General features: G+C 28.5%; 14 protein-coding genes and 1 pseudogene. All 15 read right to left on the reverse strand.

Annotated features, from left to right (window positions below; genetic code table 11):
• Positions 1–44: 44 nt before the first annotated feature.
• Positions 45–4,290: pseudogene (locus tag B3603_RS22300) on the reverse strand (acyl-CoA dehydratase activase-related protein).
• Between the two features lie 238 nt (positions 4,291–4,528).
• Positions 4,529–9,955: a diguanylate cyclase gene (locus B3603_RS22305; RefSeq protein ID WP_291569053.1), complete on the reverse strand. Its 5,427-nt coding sequence runs from the start codon at positions 9,953–9,955 to the stop codon at positions 4,529–4,531.
• 338 nt (positions 9,956–10,293) lie between these two features.
• Positions 10,294–11,160, reverse strand: a complete 867-nt coding sequence (locus tag B3603_RS22310; protein ID WP_291569054.1) for a methionyl aminopeptidase — start codon at positions 11,158–11,160, stop codon at positions 10,294–10,296.
• A 495-nt stretch (positions 11,161–11,655) separates the two neighbouring features.
• Complete coding sequence (locus B3603_RS22315) at positions 11,656–12,312, reverse strand: amidase domain-containing protein (RefSeq protein WP_291569055.1); 657 nt, start codon at positions 12,310–12,312, stop codon at positions 11,656–11,658.
• A gap of 76 nt (positions 12,313–12,388) precedes the next feature.
• Positions 12,389–13,270 carry a DegV family protein gene (locus B3603_RS22320; protein ID WP_291569056.1) on the reverse strand — a complete coding sequence of 294 codons (882 nt, stop codon included), beginning with the start codon at positions 13,268–13,270 and terminating at the stop codon, positions 12,389–12,391.
• Between the two features lie 690 nt (positions 13,271–13,960).
• Positions 13,961–14,911, reverse strand: a complete 951-nt coding sequence (locus tag B3603_RS22325; RefSeq protein WP_291569057.1) for an acetyl-CoA carboxylase carboxyltransferase subunit alpha — start codon at positions 14,909–14,911, stop codon at positions 13,961–13,963.
• Between the two features lie 30 nt (positions 14,912–14,941).
• Positions 14,942–15,826, reverse strand: a complete 885-nt coding sequence (gene accD, locus B3603_RS22330; protein WP_291569058.1) for an acetyl-CoA carboxylase, carboxyltransferase subunit beta — start codon at positions 15,824–15,826, stop codon at positions 14,942–14,944.
• 14 nt (positions 15,827–15,840) lie between these two features.
• Entirely contained in the window at positions 15,841–17,190 is a 1,350-nt protein-coding gene (locus B3603_RS22335; protein ID WP_291569059.1) for an acetyl-CoA carboxylase biotin carboxylase subunit, read from the reverse strand.
• 288 nt (positions 17,191–17,478) lie between these two features.
• Positions 17,479–17,916: a 3-hydroxyacyl-ACP dehydratase FabZ gene (fabZ, locus tag B3603_RS22340; protein ID WP_291569060.1), complete on the reverse strand. Its 438-nt coding sequence runs from the start codon at positions 17,914–17,916 to the stop codon at positions 17,479–17,481.
• Positions 17,917–17,953: 37 nt separating this feature from the next.
• Positions 17,954–18,448, reverse strand: coding sequence for an acetyl-CoA carboxylase biotin carboxyl carrier protein (gene accB / locus B3603_RS22345; RefSeq protein ID WP_291569061.1), 495 nt, complete (start codon positions 18,446–18,448; stop codon positions 17,954–17,956).
• Positions 18,449–18,450: 2 nt separating this feature from the next.
• Positions 18,451–19,692, reverse strand: coding sequence for a beta-ketoacyl-ACP synthase II (gene fabF / locus B3603_RS22350; RefSeq protein ID WP_291569062.1), 1,242 nt, complete (start codon positions 19,690–19,692; stop codon positions 18,451–18,453).
• Between the two features lie 20 nt (positions 19,693–19,712).
• Positions 19,713–20,453 (reverse strand): 3-oxoacyl-[acyl-carrier-protein] reductase, encoded by a 741-nt coding sequence (fabG, locus tag B3603_RS22355; RefSeq protein ID WP_291569063.1) that lies wholly within the window; start codon positions 20,451–20,453, stop codon positions 19,713–19,715.
• Positions 20,454–20,467: 14 nt separating this feature from the next.
• The gene (fabD, locus tag B3603_RS22360) at positions 20,468–21,403 is read right to left on the reverse strand and encodes an ACP S-malonyltransferase (protein ID WP_291569064.1); all 936 of its coding nucleotides are present in this window, start codon (positions 21,401–21,403) and stop codon (positions 20,468–20,470) included.
• Positions 21,404–21,415: 12 nt separating this feature from the next.
• Positions 21,416–22,351 (reverse strand): enoyl-[acyl-carrier-protein] reductase FabK, encoded by a 936-nt coding sequence (fabK, locus tag B3603_RS22365; protein WP_291569065.1) that lies wholly within the window; start codon positions 22,349–22,351, stop codon positions 21,416–21,418.
• Positions 22,352–22,468: 117 nt separating this feature from the next.
• A complete protein-coding gene (gene acpP / locus B3603_RS22370; protein ID WP_291569066.1) occupies positions 22,469–22,702 on the reverse strand; it encodes an acyl carrier protein in 234 nt (77 codons plus the stop codon).
• Between the last annotated feature and the right edge of the window lie 22 nt (positions 22,703–22,724).

Raw genomic sequence — 22,724 nt, forward strand, 5'->3', positions numbered from 1 at the left:
TAAAGAAGTCATTAAAATTTAAAATTAATTCACTTAATAATATATTAATTTTTTATCTCTGTTTTACTTTTTTCTAATTTTTCTAGATTTTTAGTTGCAGTAGAAAGCATAAGCTTCATTCTATTTAATTGATTTACTTCACTAGCACCAGGATCATAATCTATTAGTGTAATATTTAAATAAGGGTATCTTCTCTTAATTTCTCTAATCATACCTTTTCCTATTACATGATTTGGTAAACAGGCAAAGGGCTGTATACAAACCATATTATTAATTCCAGCTTCTAATAATTTAACAATTTCTGCTGTTAATAACCATCCTTCTCCAGCTTGATTGCCAAGAGATAAAATATCGCCTGTTCCTTTTGCTAATTTTTCAATTGTCTCTGGTGGTGTAAATCTTCTACTGCTGCTAAGAGCTTTTTTCATTTCACTTATATAAAATTCTATATATTTAATAGCTAATTTCCCACCTAATAAGTCTTTTAAACTTCCACCTAACTTCTCATATTTAAACTTCTGATTATAAGCACAATATAATAGAAAATACATTAAATCCGGTATTATTACTTCTGCTCCTTCTTTTTCTAATATTTCTATAATATTATTATTTGCTAAGCTATGATACTTTAAGAAAATTTCCCCAACTACTGCTACCTCTGGCTTAATTGTATTATTAATTTCCAAACTATCAAATTCATTTACCATTTGGCTTATAATATTTTTAAATTCTTTAAAACTTCCACTAATTATGTTGTTTTTACATATGCCTAACCATTTTAAATAAAGTAAGTTGGTTGAATTTTTTATCTTCTCATAAGGCTTTACTCTATTTATCATTTTCATAAACAGATCACCATAGGTTACTGCCATCAAACCTTTATTAACCATTGGTACAGTTATCTTAAATCCTGGGTTATTCTCTATTCCTTGAACACTTAAAGATATAACTGGTACTTTTTCATACCCTGAATCTCTTAGAGCCTTTCTTATAAGACCAATATAGTTAGATGCTCTACAAGTACCTCCTGTTTGAGAANNTGCTATTTAAGTCATAATCTCCAGACTTAAGCGCACTTATAATTTGACCTATTATTACAATAGCAGGATAACAAGTATCATTATTTACATACTTTAATCCTTCTTCTATAGTATGTCTATTAACTGTTGGTAGCACTTTTAAATTGTATCCTGAACTTTTAAAAGCAACTTCCAATAGCTCAAAATGTATTGGAGAAAATTGTGGACAAAGTATTGTATGTCTTTCTCTCATCTCTTTTGTAAATACAGTTTTATCATATGTGTTTATAACTTTTAACTTAGAAATTTGTAATTTATTTCTATTATCTATAGCAGCCTTAAGAGAGCGTATTCTAATCCTAGCTGCACCTAAATTATTGACTTCGTCTATTTTTAGTAATGTATATATTTTCCCAAAACTTTCTAATATCTCTTGTACTTGATCTGTAGCAATTGCATCTAATCCACATCCAAAAGAGTTTAATTGGATTAACTCTAGATTTTCTCTATTACCTACAAAATTTGCAGCCCTATATGCTCTTGAATGGTAAGTCCATTGATCAAGTACTCTTAATGGTCTTGAAGTTTTAGCTAAATCAGCTACAGAATCCTCTGTAAAAACTGCCAACCCTTCTTCTGATATCATATTGGCTATACCATGATTTATTTCTAAATCTAAATGATATGGTCTACCACTTAATACAATGCCCTTTCCACCACTTTTATCTAAGTCTTCTAGAATTTCTAATGCTTTATTTTTTAAATCTTCTTTAACCTTTTTAGCTTCTTCATAAGCTTTATCAATTGCAAGGTTTATTTCTTTTTGGCTTATATCAAAGGCTCTTAATTCGTCATATAAATTTTTCTTCATTGACTTTTTATCATTAAAATTTAAGAATGGACTTTTATATATAATATCTCCACTTCTCAAAAATTCAATATTGTTTTTAATAACTTCTGGATAAGAAATTACTATAGCGCAATTATAGTGATTGTCTGCGGCCTCATCTTCTAGTTTCTCATAAGGAATACATGGATAAAATATAAATTTTAAACCCTTTTTTATAAGATTTACTATATGACCATGAGCAATTTTCGCAGGATAACAAAGAGACTCTGAAGGTATTGTATCAATACCTTCATTATAAATTTTCTTTGTAGAATTTGGAGATAATACTACTCTAAAACCTAGTTCCGTAAAGAAAGTGTACCAAAATGGATAGTTTTCATACATATTTAAAACTCTTGGTATTCCTACTTCTCCTCTTTTTGCCTTCTCTATGGTAAGAGGCTTATATCCAAAAATCCTTTTATATTTATAATCAAATAAATTTGCCGCTTTCTTTTTATTTTTAGCAACTCCTACACACCGCTCACATCTATTACCAGAAATAAATTTTCTACCATCGGAAAATTTATTTATAGTAAGCAAGCAGTTGTTACTACATAATCCACAATGATTAAATTCATTTACTACTTTAAATTTCTCAAGGTCAGATTCTGCTAAAATACTCGAAACTTCATTTTTATTATAATTTTCTTTTGCAATAAGAGCAGCACCAAATGCTCCCATAAGCCCTGCAATATCAGGTCTTATAGCTTCTTTGCCAGAAACTTTCTCAAAGGCTCTTAAAACAGCCTCATTATAAAAAGTTCCTCCTTGAACTATAATTTTTTCTCCAAGTTCCTCAGGATTTTTTATTTTTATAACTTTATAAAGAGCATTTTTAATTACAGAATAAGATAATCCAGCAGATATATCTCCAATATTTGCTCCTTCTTTTTGAACCTGCTTAACTTTAGAGTTCATGAACACGGTGCATCTTGATCCTAAGTCTACTGGACTTTGCGATAATAAACCTTCACTAGAAAACTCTTCAATACTCATATTTAAAGATTGTGAAAACATATCAAGAAAAGAACCACATCCTGATGAGCAAGCTTCGTTTAATTGAATAGAATTTATCACTCCATCCTTTATTTTAATGCACTTCATATCTTGACCTCCTATGTCAAGGATAAAGTCCACACCTTTTAAAAAGTGCTCCGATGCTTTATAATGTGCAATGGTTTCAACTTCTCCAATATCAATATTTAAAGCTGACTTTATAAGGGCTTCTCCATATCCAGTAACAGTGGCTTTAACAATTTTTATTTTCTCATCCATCTTACTATATATATCTCTTAATATGTTTATAGTACTTTCTAAAGGGTTCCCCTTATTACCATCATAAAAAGAATATAATATGGTACCTTCATTATCTATTAATATAGCTTTAGTAGTTGTAGAGCCCGCATCTATTCCTAGGAAAGCTTCACCTTCATATGTAGTTATATCTCTTCTTTTAGCCTTACAGTTATAATGCCTTTCTCTAAAGCTTTGTAATTCTTGTTCATCTTTAAATAATGGCTCTAATGTATATGAAGTAGATACATTGTTATTATCTAAATTTTCAACAGATTTTAATAATTGTTCAAAGGTTATAGCCTTCTCTTTTTTAGATTCAATAGCTGTACCAATAGCTACAAATAGTTGAGAGTTTTGTGGAAATAATATTTCTTTCTGTTTTAATTTTAAAGTCTCAATGAATCTTTTTCTAAGCTCTGATAAAAAGTATAAAGGTCCTCCTAAAAATGCTACATTTCCCTTTATTGGCTTTCCACAAGCAAGACCACTTATGGTTTGATTTACAACAGCTTGAAATATAGATGCAGCTATATCTTCCTTTGTAGCTCCTTCATTTATAAGAGATTGTATATCAGTTTTTGCAAAAACTCCACATCTTGCAGCAATTGGATAAATAATCTTATAATTTTTAGCTAACTCATTTAATCCTTGAGCATCAGTTTCAAGTAATGTAGCCATCTGATCTATAAAAGCTCCTGTACCACCAGCACAAACTCCATTCATACGTTGCTCTAAACAGCCTTCAAAGTATGTTATTTTTGCATCTTCTCCACCTAATTCTATCGCTACATCAGCAGTATCTATAAAAGCTTCAATTGCTTTTGTGCAAGCAATAACCTCTTGAATAAAAGATAATTCTAAAAGCTTTGAAAGTGATAATCCACTAGATCCTGTCATCATTGCTGTAATATTATAATCTTTATATTTATTAAAAGCTTCTTTTATAAGTAAAGCTGTAGTTTCTTTTATATTAGAGTAGTGTCGTTCATATTTACTATAAATAATATTATCTTTCATATCTAATAATACAAGCTTAATAGTAGTTGATCCTACATCCACTCCTAAATGTAATATTTCTTTCATAAACTTCTCGCTCCAGTACTATCATTATTAAGGCATCTTCAAAAAAATAATAGACCATATGTTAGCCTATTTTCCTTCAGATGCCTAATGTCACCTACATCATGAATAATATCCATAATATATGAGCATCATTTTATGATTTTACCCTTTTTCATATATAATATACTTATTTTTTATTCTATATATGAAAATTATAGAGCAGGAATAAAGCCATTTGTTTTACACAAATGGCTTTATTTTATAATTTTGAAAGTAAAGTTTTTCCTAGTATAGTTACAAAATTTACATCATCTAAAGCAAATTCCTTTTTTCTGGCTGAAACAGATAAATATAAAATTGCTCTAACTTTGTCATTTTTCATAATAGGTGAAACAATCACTGATTTCCAATTTGGCATAGAACTTAAAGAATCATATTCATTGATATTATCCCAATCTATAGTACAAATATTATTCTTATTAACTATAACATCTCTTACTAAGCTTTCATTATATTTTTCAGAATTTATCCATTCTTTATCAAATGCTCTTCTTCCATAGATATCTCTTATTTCACTATCACTTAATAGGAATATGATTCCATTATCTGATTCTGTTGATTCTATAATTCTTCCTAATGCATTATAGAGCATTTCTTCTCTTTCTTTACTGGCTCCAACAATTTCAATAAGCTCAATCATGGTGGAAACATTTCTAAAATCTTGATTTATATTACCAGAAATAATTCCTGTAAGCTTGTTTGTTGGATTCAATTTGCCTCTATATTTTTCACTCCAAACTACTGATCTATTCCTACCTGTATTTTTAGCAATATACAGAGCTTGATCTACCTTTTCTATTAATTCTTCATACTGAGTAGCATGTTCTGGAAAAGTAGCTACTCCTAAGCTTATAGTCACATCTCGTTTACCCTTTAATATATTTCTCTTATGGATTTTATCACGAATTTTTTCTGCAACTGTATAAGCTCCATACATATCCGTTTCTGGAAGAATTACTATAAATTCTTCTCCTCCATATCTTCCACATATATCTGTTTCTCTTATATTATCTAGTATAATATCACAAATTTCTTTTAATACTAAATCTCCTGTTCTATGACCAAACCTATCATTTATATCTTTAAATAAATCTATATCAATCATAAGAATAGAAAAATTAGAATTGTATTCATTGCAATATTCTAATTGATTATTAATTGCTTTTTCTAAATACTTTCTAGTAAGAGTAGAAGTTAATTTATCTGTAGTAGAGCTGATTTGAGTATTATACTTATCGAGTATAATGCCTAATATCTTAGTAATTTTTAAACATTCTTTTAAACTATCTTCATTAATATTGTTTAATATTCTCTCAGACTCTAAATAAATATATCCTATAGTATTATCTATATAATATATATCAGAATTCCTTTTTAAAATTTTAATTCCTTTATCACCTTTACCATCCATTATTATTGGAATACACATACTTGATTTAATAGATGAACTAGTTATTTTACAAGATGTAAGAGTAACCCTTTCTATAAAATCATCTTTAATAATAAGTGGTTTTCTCATATCTCTCACTCTATTAAGTATAGTTAAATCTCTAGGTAATTGTTTATTGCTATTACTACTTGCTAAAATTTCAAATTTTCTGTCATTTTCAACTACTACTATTGCTCTACTGGATATAGTTAAATAACATAAGTATTGAACTATTATTTCCATATTCTTTATACTATTTGTTGTTAAATGTTCAAAAACATCTGTTATATTCGTTATTTTTGTAGATAGTGATAAAGAACTTAGTTCTCTTAAAGAATCCATAAAGAAATTATTCTTTATAAATTCATTATAATTTAATAAATTAAATAAATCTTCTACATCATTCTCTGTATTAACTTCAATTTTATTCTTATTAGAATCTATAGTATTTTTTCCATATTTATAGCAATCAACTATACACTTAAATCTTTCAAATGGTAATACCATATTATTGCAAGTAATAAAACCTACTCTAAAATCCTTAGGTACTTGTAATGTTAAATCTATAATTACTCCACAAGCTTCAAAATAATAGATTGCAGCATAAGAATATTCTTTTTTATTATAAAAATAATTTGCTATAGTTAAATAAACTATCCATAGTAAATAACTTTGTTCTTCTTCCTTACAACTGTTCAAAACATCAACTAGGCTTTCTAAATTAACATTATCATATAATACTGTCTTAAGAAAAATCACTCTTGTAATGTTTCTATAGGATTTAACTTCATTTCCTATTGGTTCAATTAAATTTAACAATCTTTTAGCTAATTTAATACTATTGTTTAAATAAAAATTTGTCGCTGAAATACATATTATTGAAGCCGCAGTATCTTTATTAGTAAAATTATTAAATTTTTCTTCTAATTCTTTAAACAATTCTTCTATATCTTCATATTTATTTTGTTCAAGTTTAAAAATTAAGTTTAAAAGCTCAATTTCAAATCTAAATATTACATCAGATTTCTTGTAAGAATCTAAAGCTTTTTTCATATAATTTTCTGCTATACATATCTCTCCACAAATATAATGAATTCTATATCCTAAAAGATAAAATTGTCCTGCATCCCTTTCTGTTACATTGTATTCATCAATATATCTCTTACTCAGTAAATAATATTTATAAGTTTCACTATATCTTCCAAATTTATATAGTATATTTCCTAAATAAGTATTACAATAAAACTCTATAGAAGGATAATCATATTTTTTAGCTTTTTCTGATGCTAAAATATAATTATCATAGGCATCATTATGTTGATTCAAGCTATAATGAACAAAAGCTATATTTATTAATGCTATTATCTCGTCATATACTAAATTCTTTTCCTTACTTAAATTATATACTGTATTAAAGTATTCAAAAGCTTTATCTGTGTCCTCATAATAATCACTATATATAACTCCTATATTATTCAGTATCCTTATTTTTTCTCTATAATTTTCATCATTACACAATGCTAAACATTCAGTAAGCATTTGTAATGCTTCTTTTATTTCATTTGTATATATAAATATGCTGCATATTATACTATAAAATTTAAATTTATATTCTGAGTTTTTTTCATCACATTTTTTTAAGGTCTCTATACAAATATTATAGGATTCTTCATATTTTCTTTCTGCTAAATACATAGAAGCCAATATAAAATTATATGCTATTAAGCCATCTTCATAATTTATTTTACTTAAGACTTCTTTTGCTTTTTCTTCATATACCTTAGCTTCTTTTATATAATTTCTTTCAACATATATCTCTAATATATTAATTAGAGCGTCCACTACTTCCTCATAACAATTCTCTTTTTCCCCTAGTGTCACTGCATCTTTAAAATATTCTAAAGCAGTGCTTTGTTCATCTTCTTGAACATATAAATTTCCTATATTTAGCATCACATTTAATATATACTTACTATTGCTTCCACTACTTTTTAAATGATGTAATATTTTAAGAAAATTACTTATGGCATCTTTTTTATTATTTAGCATTAACATTGTCTCTGCATTTTTATTATAATAGTTTATTAATTTTATTTTGTCTTCTGCTCCTTCTAAATGATAAATAAGCTCCTCTAAATATTCATTTCCTCCTTCTAAATAATATTTTTCTAGCATTTCTGCTGCTAATTTATGTTTACTCTTTTTTTCATATTTATCTATTCTCTCGTTAATATATATTTTTAAAAACTTATTATAGAAATCAAAGACAAAACCTCTATCTTCAATTTTCTTACATAATACTCCTTTAGATATTAAATCATCTATAGATTTTTCAAGTTTATTAATGTCTATATCTACAAATATACTTATCATTTCTAAAGAAGTTGCTTTATCAAATATAGAAATTACTGAAAGGATCTCATAAGTTATTTTATCAAACTCATTTATTTGGCTTTCTAGCGCTTCATGCATATTTTTAGGAAATTGAAGATTTTCAAAATTATATTTTTTATACCATTTTCCACTACTATCATTTATATATATATATTTTCTAAAGAAAATATCTTTTAATAATTCCTCTACAAATAGGGGATTCCCACTGGTATTTTTATAAATTAATTCAGTAAAATTTCCCGGTATATGCTGCATACATAATATATCCTTAATCATAATACCTACTTCATCAATATTAAGTTCTTTAAGTATAATTTCCAGTCTTATATCTTCTTTTACTTTATATATAAATTCCATAAACTTTTTATTTTTTAGGCACTCACCATCACAATAAGTAAATATCAGCATCAATTTATTATTCTTATTACATTTACTAAAATTATAAAGAATAAATTCCAATGTAAAATCATCTGCACAGTGTAAATTATCAATTAATACTATTATAGGCTTATCCCAAAATACCTCTTCAATAAAATTACTGATATTATTTATAACTCTAAATTTTTCTTTAGCTCCTATTAAAGTTTCTATCGGTGTTATCTCTATATTATCAACTATTTCAGGAACAAATTTTACAATATCATATGCATATTTATTTATAGTTTCTTGTTTTGCCTTTGAAACAACTTGTCGTATAAATTCACTAAAAACTTTCTCACTGCTTTTACAATCTATTTTTTTATCTAAGGTACTATAAACATTTGTGTTCTTTAACCTTAATAAATACTCTAAATGCTTTAAAAATTTAGTTTTTCCTATGCCTGTTTCTCCATGTATAGCAACTATTTTGTTTAACATTTCATATTTAATTAAAGAATTATAAATATTTATTATAGATTTTATTTCTTCTTCACGACCTACTAATTTATTATTAAAATTTAATTTTTCAAGTACTTCTTTTTTATATGGCTTATAGTTTGTATTAAATTTATTATTGATATCTATTATAATATCTGTTACACTATCATATCTTTCTTTAGGGTCAAACTTTATCATCTTTTCAATAATACTATAAAACTTTTTATCAAATTTATTTATAACTTCACAATCTTCATAAAGATAATTGTTTATGCTTTTAATAACATCACTAATACTTTTATTGCTTAAGTTGTAGTCATTACTTTGTAAATACAATATTAGTAAAAACACACCTAAAGAATAAATTTGAGATTTTATTGTATATTCTTGTTTATTTAAATTTTCTGGAGCCTTAAATAGATTTTCCTTTGCAAGCTCTTCTGTAAATTCATATTTTGTTAATTCAACAGTAATTAAATCTCTTAATTTTATAATATTATTTTCACTATCATAATAAACACTATCTCCATTTAAATGCTCATAAATATATCCTTGTATATTTAGATAGTTTAAGAGCTGACATAACATAGCAAAAATATCAATTATTTTTTCTTTGGTGTTCCATTGTAAATCAATAAGCTTATCTTCTTTATCCATTAATTCAATAGTATAATAGTACATTTTATTATAAACTTGTTTATTATCGATCATGTCTACTAATCCAAACTCAAATATAGACAGCAATCCTACCTTATTAATACTACCTAAACTTGAACAATTATCTATACAAAAATTAATAAAATTTTTTGGAATGTATTTTGAATTAAGAATGTTAAGTTGTACTATTTTCGAATTATTTAATATATCTACTGCCTTATAAGAAGAATATAGTCTGCTTTGCTTTTTATGTTCAATTACCCTATATCTATTATTTAAAATTTCCACCCTTAATTACACCCCTTTTTCAATGACCCTCACTAAATCATTTACCATAATTATATCAAAATAAAACATTTTTTTAAATATTTACCATTTATATCTAAATAAATTGCTTAAAAATAGAGTAGATACTCTAATATAGATATTATGTTGTAAAATAATCATGATCTACTATACTTCTTCTTAAAACTACTAAATTAAAAAATGAGGAATTTGTAAAATAAGTTTTCAATAAATTCTTCCTTATTCATATCTCTTTTTAATCGTACTAATTAGTAGTGCCTTCATTTAGAAATCAGCATTATTTTAAAACATAATGAAAATATAAGTATCTACTCAAACTTTTATGTTAAGATTTCATATCCATTTTCAGTAACTCTTATAGTATGCTCCCACTGAGAAGATAATGAGTTATCTTCTGTAACTGCAGTCCAATTATCTTCAAGTATCACAATCTCAGGCTTTCCTATATTAATCATAGGTTCAATAGTTAAAGTCATATTTGGGAGTAATATCATACCTTCTCCTGGTCTTCCTATATGGGCTACAAAAGGTTCTTCATGAAACTCTAATCCTACTCCATGACCACCAAAATCGTATACTACAGAATAGCCATGGCTTTCAGCATGCTTTTGAATAGCGTGCCCTATATCTCCAATAGTTTTATAAGGCTTAACTTGCTCTATTCCTATTTCTAAACATTCTTTTGCAACTTTTACAAGGTTTTTAGCTTCTTCTGATGCTTCTCCAATGATATACATTCTACTTGCATCTCCATAATACCCATCTAAAATAGACGTAACATCTACATTAACAATGTCCCCATCTTTTAATATAGTTTTTTCATCTGGAATACCATGGCATACTACATTATTTATAGAAATACAAGTGCTTTTAGGATACCCGTGATATCCTAATGTAGCAGGATATCCACCATGTGAAATTGTGTATTCATGTATCCATGTATTGATCTCTTCTGTACTAATATCTGATTTTATTTTTTCACCTACCATATCTAATACATCCCTAGTAAGCTTACATGCCTTTCTAATTCCCTCTATTTGTTCTTCAGTTTTCATGATATCTCTAGGTATTGTATATCCTACTTCAAGCTCTAATTTTCCTAAAAATTCATCTTGATTCATATGACATTTTTTATATTTTTTCCCACTTCCACACCAACAAATATCATTCCTATTAAATTTGTTCATCTTTTTTTCCTCCTAATTATAGAAAACAAGGTAACTTAACCTTATTATTATAAATCTTATCCATGTTAAATATATTTAAATACAATATAAATATTTGAATTTATAATACATAAATTATATTATAGTTTTAATATTTTATTACTCAACTATACCTAAGTAAGTTATAGGTATATTGTTCCCAAATATTATAATAAATGTAATATAACTTTTTAAACAAAAATTAGTTATTACTATAATAACTTGAAATTTATTTTTTACTTACATGTAAACTTGAAATTAATAAAAAATCAAAATAAATATATTACGATACTTACTAATCTTGAAGTCTAAATAAAGCTAAGGAAATTCCTTAGCCCTACTTTAGATATCATTTTAAAAATAACTAATCAATATACTAAACCAGCATACCACTAATGTAACTACTTATTAGTAAAATCTATTAATCTATATGACACAAAATATTCGTCATATCTTTGACTAATCATTTTATAATATTTACTCAATATGATAGATATATATATACCTAATTTCTTTATTTTGTAATAACTTTAAATAATCGTATAAGGACACATCTTTTCTGTTTACACTATGTTGCGCCATAAATAAATCATTTTGACCAAGAACTAAATTATATTCTTTGGCATGTATAACTTGAGAGTGATAAGGATGATTATAATTTTGAGGATCTCCATATTGAACTATATCCCCTATTTCAAGAAAATCATATAATGAATTAAAGTCATTCAGTGCTTCTAATACTGTCATTTTTTTAAATACCTTAGCAGCATTTTGACCAAATCCATTTTCATTACCCCAGTATCGCTTAAAATATCTTGCACTTCTCCAACTCAAAGAGATTTTTTTTAATTGTTTCTCATCCTTTGTATAACAAAACCAACTTTGATAGCTACCATAATCTTGTCCTCTCATTTCCATACCACCAGCAAATAAAACCTGAGATATAAAATTCGTACAGTCATCCCCCTTAAATAAAGGATATTTATTAGCATTAGGAATTTCTGCATGCATCTCAGCATAAGCTTTTGCAGCCTCTCTATTATACTTTCCAGCTCTCTTGTTGCTTTTTTCATCGTTAAGTAGAGGGTTAATTATGTTTTTCTTAATTTTACGTGCCATATTTCTAAAACTCAAATTACCACCTACTTATTATTCCTATTATTAATTATATACGCAACTATATATAATTTGTTAACTAATATTTTCCTTACTAAATTTTTTCTCTTAATTTTCCCATGAAAAATAATCCAACCATATCTGGTCCTGTATGACTAGTAATTATAGTTCCTTCTTCATTAGTTATTATTTTTTCTACATTATCAAATTTTCTTATTGCTTCTTCTAAAAGCTTTCCATCTTCATAATTATCCCCATAACTTATAGCCACAGTTATTTTTTCATCAGGATTTATATTATCTTTAAATTTTTCAACTAATGTTGCTATTGCCTTTTTCGTTCCTCTTGTCTTTGAATAGCTTACTATTCGTCCCTCATGATTTATATACAGTATAGGCTTAACATTTAAAAGACTTCCTACCACCGCTGCTGAACTTGATATTCTTCCTCCTCTTTTTAAATGTGATAAATCATTTACTGTAAAGAACGCATGAGTTCTTGTTTTTGCTTCTTCTAGAAAATCTACAATTTCATCTTTAGTTTTTCCTTGCTTCATCATTTCATAAGCATAGTATCCTAACAATCCCTCTCCTAAACTAGCAGACATTGAATCTATAACAGATATGTCTACATTAGCATATTCTTCTTTTATATTTTCTACAGCCATTCTAGCACTATCAACAGTACCTGATAACGCTCCACCTAAAGATATGTATATTATAGATTTGCCTTCCTTAACTAAAGGTTTAAAAACTTCCTCAAATCTAAAGCTATTTATTTGAGATGTTGTAGGCATTTCCCCTGATTTTAATGCTTTATAAAATTCCTTACGATTAAATTCTTCGCCAAAGTCATCTATTACATCTTTGCCTTTGTAACTACAATTAATTCCTATACCTATAACATTTTCTTGTTTTATAAAGTCAAGAGTTACAGTACTTGCAGAGTCTATTATTAAAACTATATTTTTATTCATCTTATCATCCCTTCCATAAAGCCTAGCAGCTTTCAATGATTACTATTTAGAAATTTTAGGTGCCTAAAATAAAATAGTTGATTAAAAACTCAACGAATATTTTATATGAGGCAAATTACAACTTCTTTTGAAGTAGTATGGTACAAAATAAATTGTCATACTAATGAATTATTTTTTGAAGATGTCTTATTATAATTTTATCAAAATTTATTAGTTTATTATAATGTAAATTAATAATTATAATCTAAAATTAATAATTATAATCTAAAATTAATAATAATTATTTTTCTAGTTATAATTATTGTTATCATTTGCTATTTTATTATTACAAGCTAGATAGAGTGTCTGGAATAAAACAACTATTCAAAAATAATACAGTACAAAATATACTATCTAGTTATTCTCTTAAGCATATTTAAGTTAAATATAGTAATATGTTATACCTATAATTAGATATTTAACCTAAAAATTCCTCTAAAAATAATAGAAAGCATAAAAATATCTTAAATTTTAAGATATTTTTATGCTTTTAGGGCTCTTAAGAAATAATGAAGCAAGAATATTAGTGTATTTTATATCAAATAAAGCCATAACTTGTTCTCCTATGGTGCTATGCAGGCCTTCTCTAAACGTAGCATAATGTACAATAAATTACTGTGTTAGCTTATTATTTTTAATATGTGTTAGTATTTATTCAATAACTTTTCCTATTTTTCTAAACTTATAATATCTTTGTGTTAATAATGCTTCTATTGGTTCTTTTTTTAATCTAAATATTGTCTCTTCTAAATGTCTATATATGTTACTAGACATTTCTTCTATATCTTTATGTGCACCACCTATTGGCTCTTTAATTATTCTATCTATAATTCCAAAGTTTAATAAATGTTCTGATGTTATTTTCATATCTTCAGCAGCTTCCTTTGCTTTTGAAGCATCCTTATAAAGAATACTTGCAAATCCTTCTGGAGATAGTATTGAATATATAGCATGTTCTAGCATCCACACTTCATCTGCTACTGCCATAGCCAATGCTCCGCCACTTCCACCTTCTCCTATAACTATTGATATTATAGGTACTTTTAGGCTGGACATCTCCATAAGATTTCTCGCAATGGCCTCTCCTTGGCCTCTTTCTTCTGCACCTACACCACAAAAAGCACCAGGTGTATCTATAAAACATATAACAGGTCTTTTAAACTTTTCCGCTTGTTTCATAAGTCTTAATGCTTTCCTGTATCCTTCAGCATTAGGCATTCCAAAGTTTCTCATTATGTTCTCTTTAGTATTTTTTCCTTTTTGAATTCCTATTATTGTAACAGGCGTTCCTTTAAAATCAGCAATTCCACCTACAATAGCAGGATCATCTCCAAAATATCTATCTCCATGAAGCTCTATAAAATCTTTAAATACTCTCTCTATATAATCAAGAGCAGTAGGTCTTTCTACCAATCTTGCTATACTAACCTTATCCCAAGAAGTAAGGTTTTTATAAGCTTCTTTTTGCATTTTATAAAGCTTAATTTCTAATTCTTGTATATCATTATCTAAATTCATATCATTTTCAGCAGCTTGTTTTTTTAATTCCATTATATTATTTTTAAGTTCATATAATCTTTTTTCAAACTCTAATGGTGCCATAAAATTCACTCCTGTTTTATCACTAATTAATTATAAATTGTGATATTTTAAAAGCTTTGATAATGTTTCTTTTAATTCGTTTCTTTTTACTACCTTATCAATAAAACCTTTTTTTAATAAAAATTCAGCTCTTTGAAAATCATCAGGCAATTTTTCTTTAATAGTTTGCTCAATTACCCTTCTTCCTGCAAAACCAATTAATGCATTAGGTTCAGATAGTATTATATCGCCAAGCATGGCAAAACTAGCAGTTACTCCTCCTGTTGTTGGATCTGTAAGTACAGTAATATATAGGTTGCCATCTTCGTTATGTTTTGCTATAGCTGCTGAGGTTTTCGCCATCTGCAAGAGGGAATATATTCCCTCTTGCATTCTAGCACCACCTGAAGCTGTAAATATTATTATAGGCTTTTTAAATTTTGTAGCATTTTCAATAGCTCTTGCAATTTTTTCTCCTACTACAGATCCCATACTTCCCATCATAAATCTGCTATCCATAACTCCAATTACAATATCAATATCATTAATCTTTCCTTCTCCTGTAATTACAGCTTCTTCGATGTTGGTAGACTCTCTAAGTGAACTAATTTTATCTTCATATCCTTTAAAATTAAGAGGATTTGAAGATGTCATATATTTATCATATTCTATGAAAGTGCCATTATCTATAATTTGACAAATTCTCTCTCTTGCACCTATTCTAAAATGATAACCACAACTATCACAAACCATGTGGTTATTTTTTAGATCTCCTTTATAAAGTGCCTTGCCACAATTATTGCACTTTATCCATAAGCCATTAGGTATATTAGGTTTACTTTGATTATCTTCATATTTAGATGAATTGCCATCAATATTATCCATCTTTAATTGAATATATTTATTCTTCTTAAAAAATTTATTAAGCTCAAACATTGAGTTACCCCCTCTTAAGAGTTATAACCTAGTTCACTAGTAACAAAGCTAGTATCAAAGTCTCCACTTAAAAACTTAGGGTTACTTAAAATTTCTAATTGAAATCCTATATTAGTAGTAACTCCATCAATTATAACTTCTCCTAATGCTCTTTCCATCCTGCTTATTGCTTCCTCTCTTGTTCTTCCATGTACAATAAGCTTCGCAATCATAGAATCGTAAGTAGGCGGTATAATATATCCTTGATATACTGAACTATCTATCCTTACCCCTAATCCTCCTGGCAAATGAAGATAATCTATTTGTCCAGGACATGGCATAAAGTTTTTACTTGGATTTTCTGCATTTATTCTACATTCAATAGCATGCCCATTTAACTTTATATCTTCTTGAGTAAATGCTAAACTCTCTCCATAAGCTATTTTTATTTGTTCCTTTATTAAATCTATTCCCGTAATCATTTCTGTTATAGGATGTTCCACCTGTATTCTAGTATTCATCTCCATAAAATAATAATTTCCATGCTTATCTAATAGGAATTCAATAGTACCAGCATTTTTATAACCAATACTTTTAGCTGCTTTTACTGCTACTTCTCCCATTGACATTCTCAATTCCTCAGAAATAGTAGGACCTGGAGCTTCTTCCATAACTTTTTGATTTCTTCTTTGTATTGAACAATCTCTTTCTCCAAGATAGATAGTATTTCCATAATTATCTGCAAGTATCTGTATTTCTATATGCCTTGGTTCCTCAATAAATTTTTCAATATACATAGAATCATCTCCAAAAGCAGTCTTTGCCTCTGCTTTAGCAGTTTCAAAAGAAGATATGAATTCTTCTTCATTTCTTATAATCCTTATTCCTCTTCCTCCACCACCTGCTGATGCCTTTATCATAACAGGGTATCCTATTTTTCTTGATACTTCTAAAGCACTTTGAGGATTTTCTACTATTCCATCAGAACCAGGTACTATAGGAACATTAGCATTAATCATCATTTCTCTAGCCCTTGCTTTGTTTCCCATATTTTCTATATTTTCAAAACTTGGTCCTATAAATGTTATATTACATTCCTCACACATCTTTGCAAATTTACTATTTTCCGATAAAAATCCAAATCCGGGATGAATAGCTTCTGCTCCTGTTAATACTGTAGCACTTAATATATTTTCTTCATTTAAATAACTATCTTTAGATTTAGCAGGTCCTATACAAATTGCTTCATCTGCCAATTGAGTATGAAGTGCATTAACATCTATTTCAGAATAAACTGCTACAGTCTTTATGCCCATTTCTCTGCAAGCTCTAATAATTCTAACAGCTATTTCACCTCTATTTGCTATCAATATTTTTTTAAACATAACTGTACCTTCCCTAGTTTAGGCATGTGAAAAAGCATGCCTAAATAATATTTAAAATTTAACTTTTTATAAAATTAAAATATAAGTTCGATTCATAGTCTATAGATCATAATTTATTATGTTAAATTTAGGCATCTGAAAGAAAATAATATATCAAAGATGTTAGCATATTTTTTATCAGACAAGGCGTCAGGTTCCATTCATAGCGACGCTATGAGAGGGTTCTGACAACGCAGTATGATAGAAGATAGGCTAACCATACTGGTTTATTATTTTTTTGAAGATGCCTTAATCACCTACTGCAAAAGTTAACTCTGCTTCACAAGCTACTTCTTCATTTACTGTTGCTATTGCTTTACCTATACCCATAGGTCCCCTCATTTTTATTATTTCTACCTTTAGCTTTAAGGTATCTCCTGGAACTACTTTCTTTCTAAATCTAGCATTTTTAATTCCGCCAAAATAAGCAGTTTTACCTCTAAAATCATCAGTGTCAAGTAATGCAACTGCACCTACTTGTGCCAATGCTTCAATAATTATCACTCCTGGAAGTACAGGCTCCTTAGGAAAATGTCCTTGAAAAAAGTACTCATTCATAGTTATATTTTTTATTCCTATAGCACTTTTACCTGGAATAACTTCTTCAATTTTATCTATGAATAAAAAGGGATATCTATGAGGTATTATTTCTTGTATTTGTCTTATATCATAACTTTTCTTTTCCAAACTTTTCTCTCCCATATAATAATTTTTTTATTAAATTCTAATCCTTCTTTATCTTAAATAGACATTGGCCATATTCGACCATATCTTCATTTTCTACTAATATCTCTGTAATAATGCCATCTACATCACTTTCAATTTCATTCATAAGCTTCATAGCTTCTATTATACAAAGCACATCTCCCTTTTTAACCTTACTTCCCACCTCTACAAAAACTTTAGAATCAGGACTAGATGATGAGTAAAAGGTCCCTACTATAGGTGAATTTATAGTGCATAGATCTTCACTACAATAAGCCTCTGCTTCAACTCTCTCCGGCGATTTTTCCATAGTTTTTTTACTATTATTTTCTAAATTCAATTGAGTATCTACTGATGTTTCATGCATAACAGAAGATGAATTCTTCTCTAGAATATTAACAACTTCAATTTCTTTTTTCATTTTTATTTTTAGGCCATCTTGCTCTACCTCAAAGGATGTAAGATTTGATTCACTAACAGCTTTTATAAGCTGCTGTAAGCTTTTAAAATCCATAATTACTCCTCCCATTTTTTAAGTAAAATACTAGCATTATGTCCACCAAATCCTAAAGAGTTAGATAGTGCATATTTTAATTTTCTACTTCTTCCCACATTAGGAACATAATCTAAATCACAATCTTCATCTTGAATTTTAAGTCCTATAGTAGGAGGTATAAATCCTTCTTCTAAAGATTTAATACATACTATAGCCTCTACTGCTCCAGCTGCTCCAAGTAAATGTCCTATCATAGACTTAGTTGAACTTATTGGTATTTTATATGCTTCTTCTCCAAATACCGATTTTATCGCTAAGGTTTCAAATTTATCATTATATGGAGTACTGGTTCCATGAGCATTTATATAAGAAACATCACTTGCTTCTATTTGAGCTTCTTCTATAGCCATTTTCATAGCCCTTGCTGCTCCTTCGCCATCTGGTGATGGTTGAGTTATATGAAAAGCATCACCAGTGGCACCATATCCTAACATTTCTCCATATATCCTCGCTTCTCTTGACTTTGCATGATCAAGGGATTCAAGAATAACAATTCCTGCTCCTTCTCCCATAACAAATCCATTACGTTCTTTATCAAAAGGAATTGATGCCCTTAAAGGATCTTCACTTTTTGTCAGTGCTGTTAATGAAGAAAATCCTGCCATTGCTATATCAACTATAGGTGCTTCACATCCTCCTGCAATAATTACATNNTCTGCTCTACCAGATTTTATCATTTCAAAAGCTTCTCCTATTGCATTTGTACCTGTTGCACAAGCAGTAACCACAGTAGAACAAATTCCTTTTGCACCGTATTTTATAGCTACATTTCCAGCTGCTATATTTCCTATTATCATAGGTATCATAAATGGTGAAACTCTATTAGGTCCCTTTTCCATTAATTTTTTATACTCAACTGTTATAGTTTCAAGTCCACCTATGCCTGACCCAATAATTACTCCAAATTTTTCTTTATTTAAAGACTCAATATCCAAATTTGAATTTTTAATAGCTTCTTCAGCAGCTACCATGGCATATTGGCAATACTTATCCATTCTTTTTGCTTCTTTTTTATCCATATAATCTTCTATATTAAAGTCTTTAAGTTCTCCTGCAACTTTTGCTTTGAAATTTGAAACATCAAAAGTTTTTATAAAATCTATTCCACACTTTCCATCTTTAATACCATTCCAAAAAGTTTCTAAATTATTTCCTAGTGGAGTCAATGCTCCCATACCTGTTATAACAACTCTTCTATCCATAAATGCATCCTCCTATAATTCTACATCACCATTCCGCCATCTACATTTATTACTTGACCAGTTATATACTTAGATTGTTCAGAGGCTAAGAAAGCTACTAAATTTGCAATATCCTCACTACTACCTAACTTCTTTAATGGAATGTTATTAAGTAAATTTTCTTTAATATTGTCCTTTAAAACCTCTGTCATATCTGTTTCTATAAATCCTGGTGCTATGGCATTTACATTTATTCCTCTACTACCAAGCTCTTTAGCTACTGACTTAGTAAGTCCTATAACCCCTGCTTTAGAAGCACTATAGTTTGCTTGCCCTGCATTTCCTACTACACCTACCACTGAACTTATATTTATAATCTTTCCACTTCTTTGTTTCATCATAATAGGAGTTGCATGCTTTATGGTGTTAAACGTACCTTTTAAATTTGTATCTATAACCGTATCAAAGTCTTCCTCTTTCATTCTCATAACCAAATTGTCTTTAGTTACTCCAGCATTGTTTACTAGCACATCTACAGACCCAAAAATTTCTTTACAAATCCTAATTAATTCTTCTGCATCTTTTAGTTTAGCAATATCACCTTGAACTGCCTTAGCCTTTACACCTAAAGCTTCTATTTCTTTTACAAGCTCATCAGCTTTATTAATACTATTTTTAAAATTAAAGACTATATTAGCACCTAAAGAAGCTAATTTTAATGCTATTGCTCTACCTATACCTCTACTTGCACCTGTTATTACAACATTCTTTCCCTGTAACATATTCCTCACTCCTATTAGCTCTTTATTTTTTTTACTGTATTTTCTAAAGAAGATATATCTTCCACATTTAGTATCTTTAATTTTCTATCTATTTTCTTAACAAATCCATTTAAAGTCTTACCTGGTCCAATTTCAATAAAAGTATCAACACCATCTCTTATCATAGCTCGTATGGTATCCTCCCACCTAACTGAACTCATAACTTGTAACTTTAAAATATTTTTGATGTTTTCATTTTCATTTATATAATCTCCAGTCACATTAGTTATTACAGGAATCTTCATTGAATTAAATTCTATTTTATCAAGTTCTAGTGATAATTTTTCCGCTGCTGTTTTTAGCATTGATGTATGAAAAGGTGCACTAAGTGGTAATTGTACCACTTTCTTAGCTCCCTTTTCTTTGCATAACTGTGATGCTTTTTCTAAAGCTTTTATCTCTCCTGCTATAACAATTTGACCTGGACAATTTAAGTTGGCAAGTTCTACAATACCTTCATTACTTACTTCATTACAAATTTCTTTTATAATATTTTCTTTTAAACCTAACACAGCTGACATTCCACCAAATCCTACTGGTACTGCTTCTTGCATAAACCTTCCTCTTTTTTTAACTAATCCAACTGCATCTTCAAATTTTATAACATCGCTATAAATAAGTGCTGAATACTCTCCAAGACTTAATCCTGCTGCTATATCAGATTTTATTCCATAATGTTCTAGTGCTTTAAGACAAGCTATGCTCATAGTTAATATAGCTGGCTGAGTATTTTCTGTAATGCTAAGTTCCTCTATAGGTCCTTCAAAACAAAGTTTACTTATTTCAAACCCTAATTTTTCGTTAGCTGTATTAAATATATCCCTACATATCTCTATATTTTCATAAAGTTCTTTTCCCATTCCTACATACTGAGAACCTTGCCCAGGAAATATAAAAGCTATTTTACCCATAGTTTCCTCCTATTAATAATGGCTAAAGTTAAGCATCACCTTATATGTTTCTTCAAAAATTTCCTTTATTATTTCTTCACAGCTTTGTTCTTTGCTTACAAGTCCTGCTATTTGTCCTGCCATTACAGAACCCATATCAATATCTCCCTCTATAACAGCTTTTGGCAATGCACCTCTTCCTAATTGATCTAATTGTTCTGGAGATACATTTTCTTTTTCAAGCCTTTGAAATTCTCTAGCCAATTTATTTTTTAGCACTCTAACAGGATGCCCTGTACTTCTACCTGTTACTGTTGAATCTATATCTTTTGCAGATATAACTTTTTCTTTGTAATTTTTATGTGCGTTACATTCATGTGCAACTAGAAATCTAGTACCTAATTGTACTCCTTTAGCTCCTAACATGAATGCAGCTGCTACACCTCTACCATCACCTATACCACCAGCGGCTATAACAGGTATATTTACTCCATCTGCAACCTGTGGAATTAATGCCATAGTTGTAAGCTCTCCTATGTGTCCACCAGCTTCACATCCTTCTGCTACTACAGCGTCTGCTCCATAACGTTCCATTCTCTTTGCTAATCCAACAGAAGGTACTACTGGTATAATTTTTATGCCATGAGCTTTCCACATTGCAATATATTTACCAGGATTTCCGGCACCAGTTGTAACTACTTTTACTCTTTCTTCACAAACTAATTTAGCTATATCTTCTGCATGAGGACTAAGCATCATAACATTTACCCCGAAAGGCTTATCTGTTAGCTGTTTTGCCTTTCTTATTTCTTCTCTTACATGCTCTGCTGGAGCATTTCCTGCCGCTATAACCCCAAGACCTCCAGCATTTGAAACTGCTGCTGCTAGTGAACTATCCGCAATCCAAGCCATCGCTCCTTGAATTATAGGATATTTTATATTTAGCATTTCACAAATTGTAGAACTCATATCTATTCCTCCTATAAAAATAAAATTGTGGTTTTGCCACAATTTTTAATGCACAATTTACAGTTTAAAATGTACAATTGTGGAAGCTTCTCAGTTATGACTGAGAAGCTATACATATTAATTATTTATCTTTTTTTCAATATAATCAACAATACCTTTAACATCTTTTATGTCTTCTATTTCTTCATTAGGAATTTCTATATTAAATTCTTCCTCTAATGAAATAATTACTTCAAATAGTTCTAATGAATCTACTCCTAAATCATCACTAAAAGTTGAATTTAATGTCACCTCAGCCTCTTCTAGTCCTAATTGATCTGCTATTATTTTTTTAACTTTTTCAAATACCATTTTCATTCCTCCATATAATCTT

The sequence above is a fragment of the Clostridium sp. UBA2485 genome (genome assembly GCF_002341865.1).
Lineage (GTDB): Bacteria > Bacillota > Clostridia > Clostridiales > Clostridiaceae > Clostridium_J.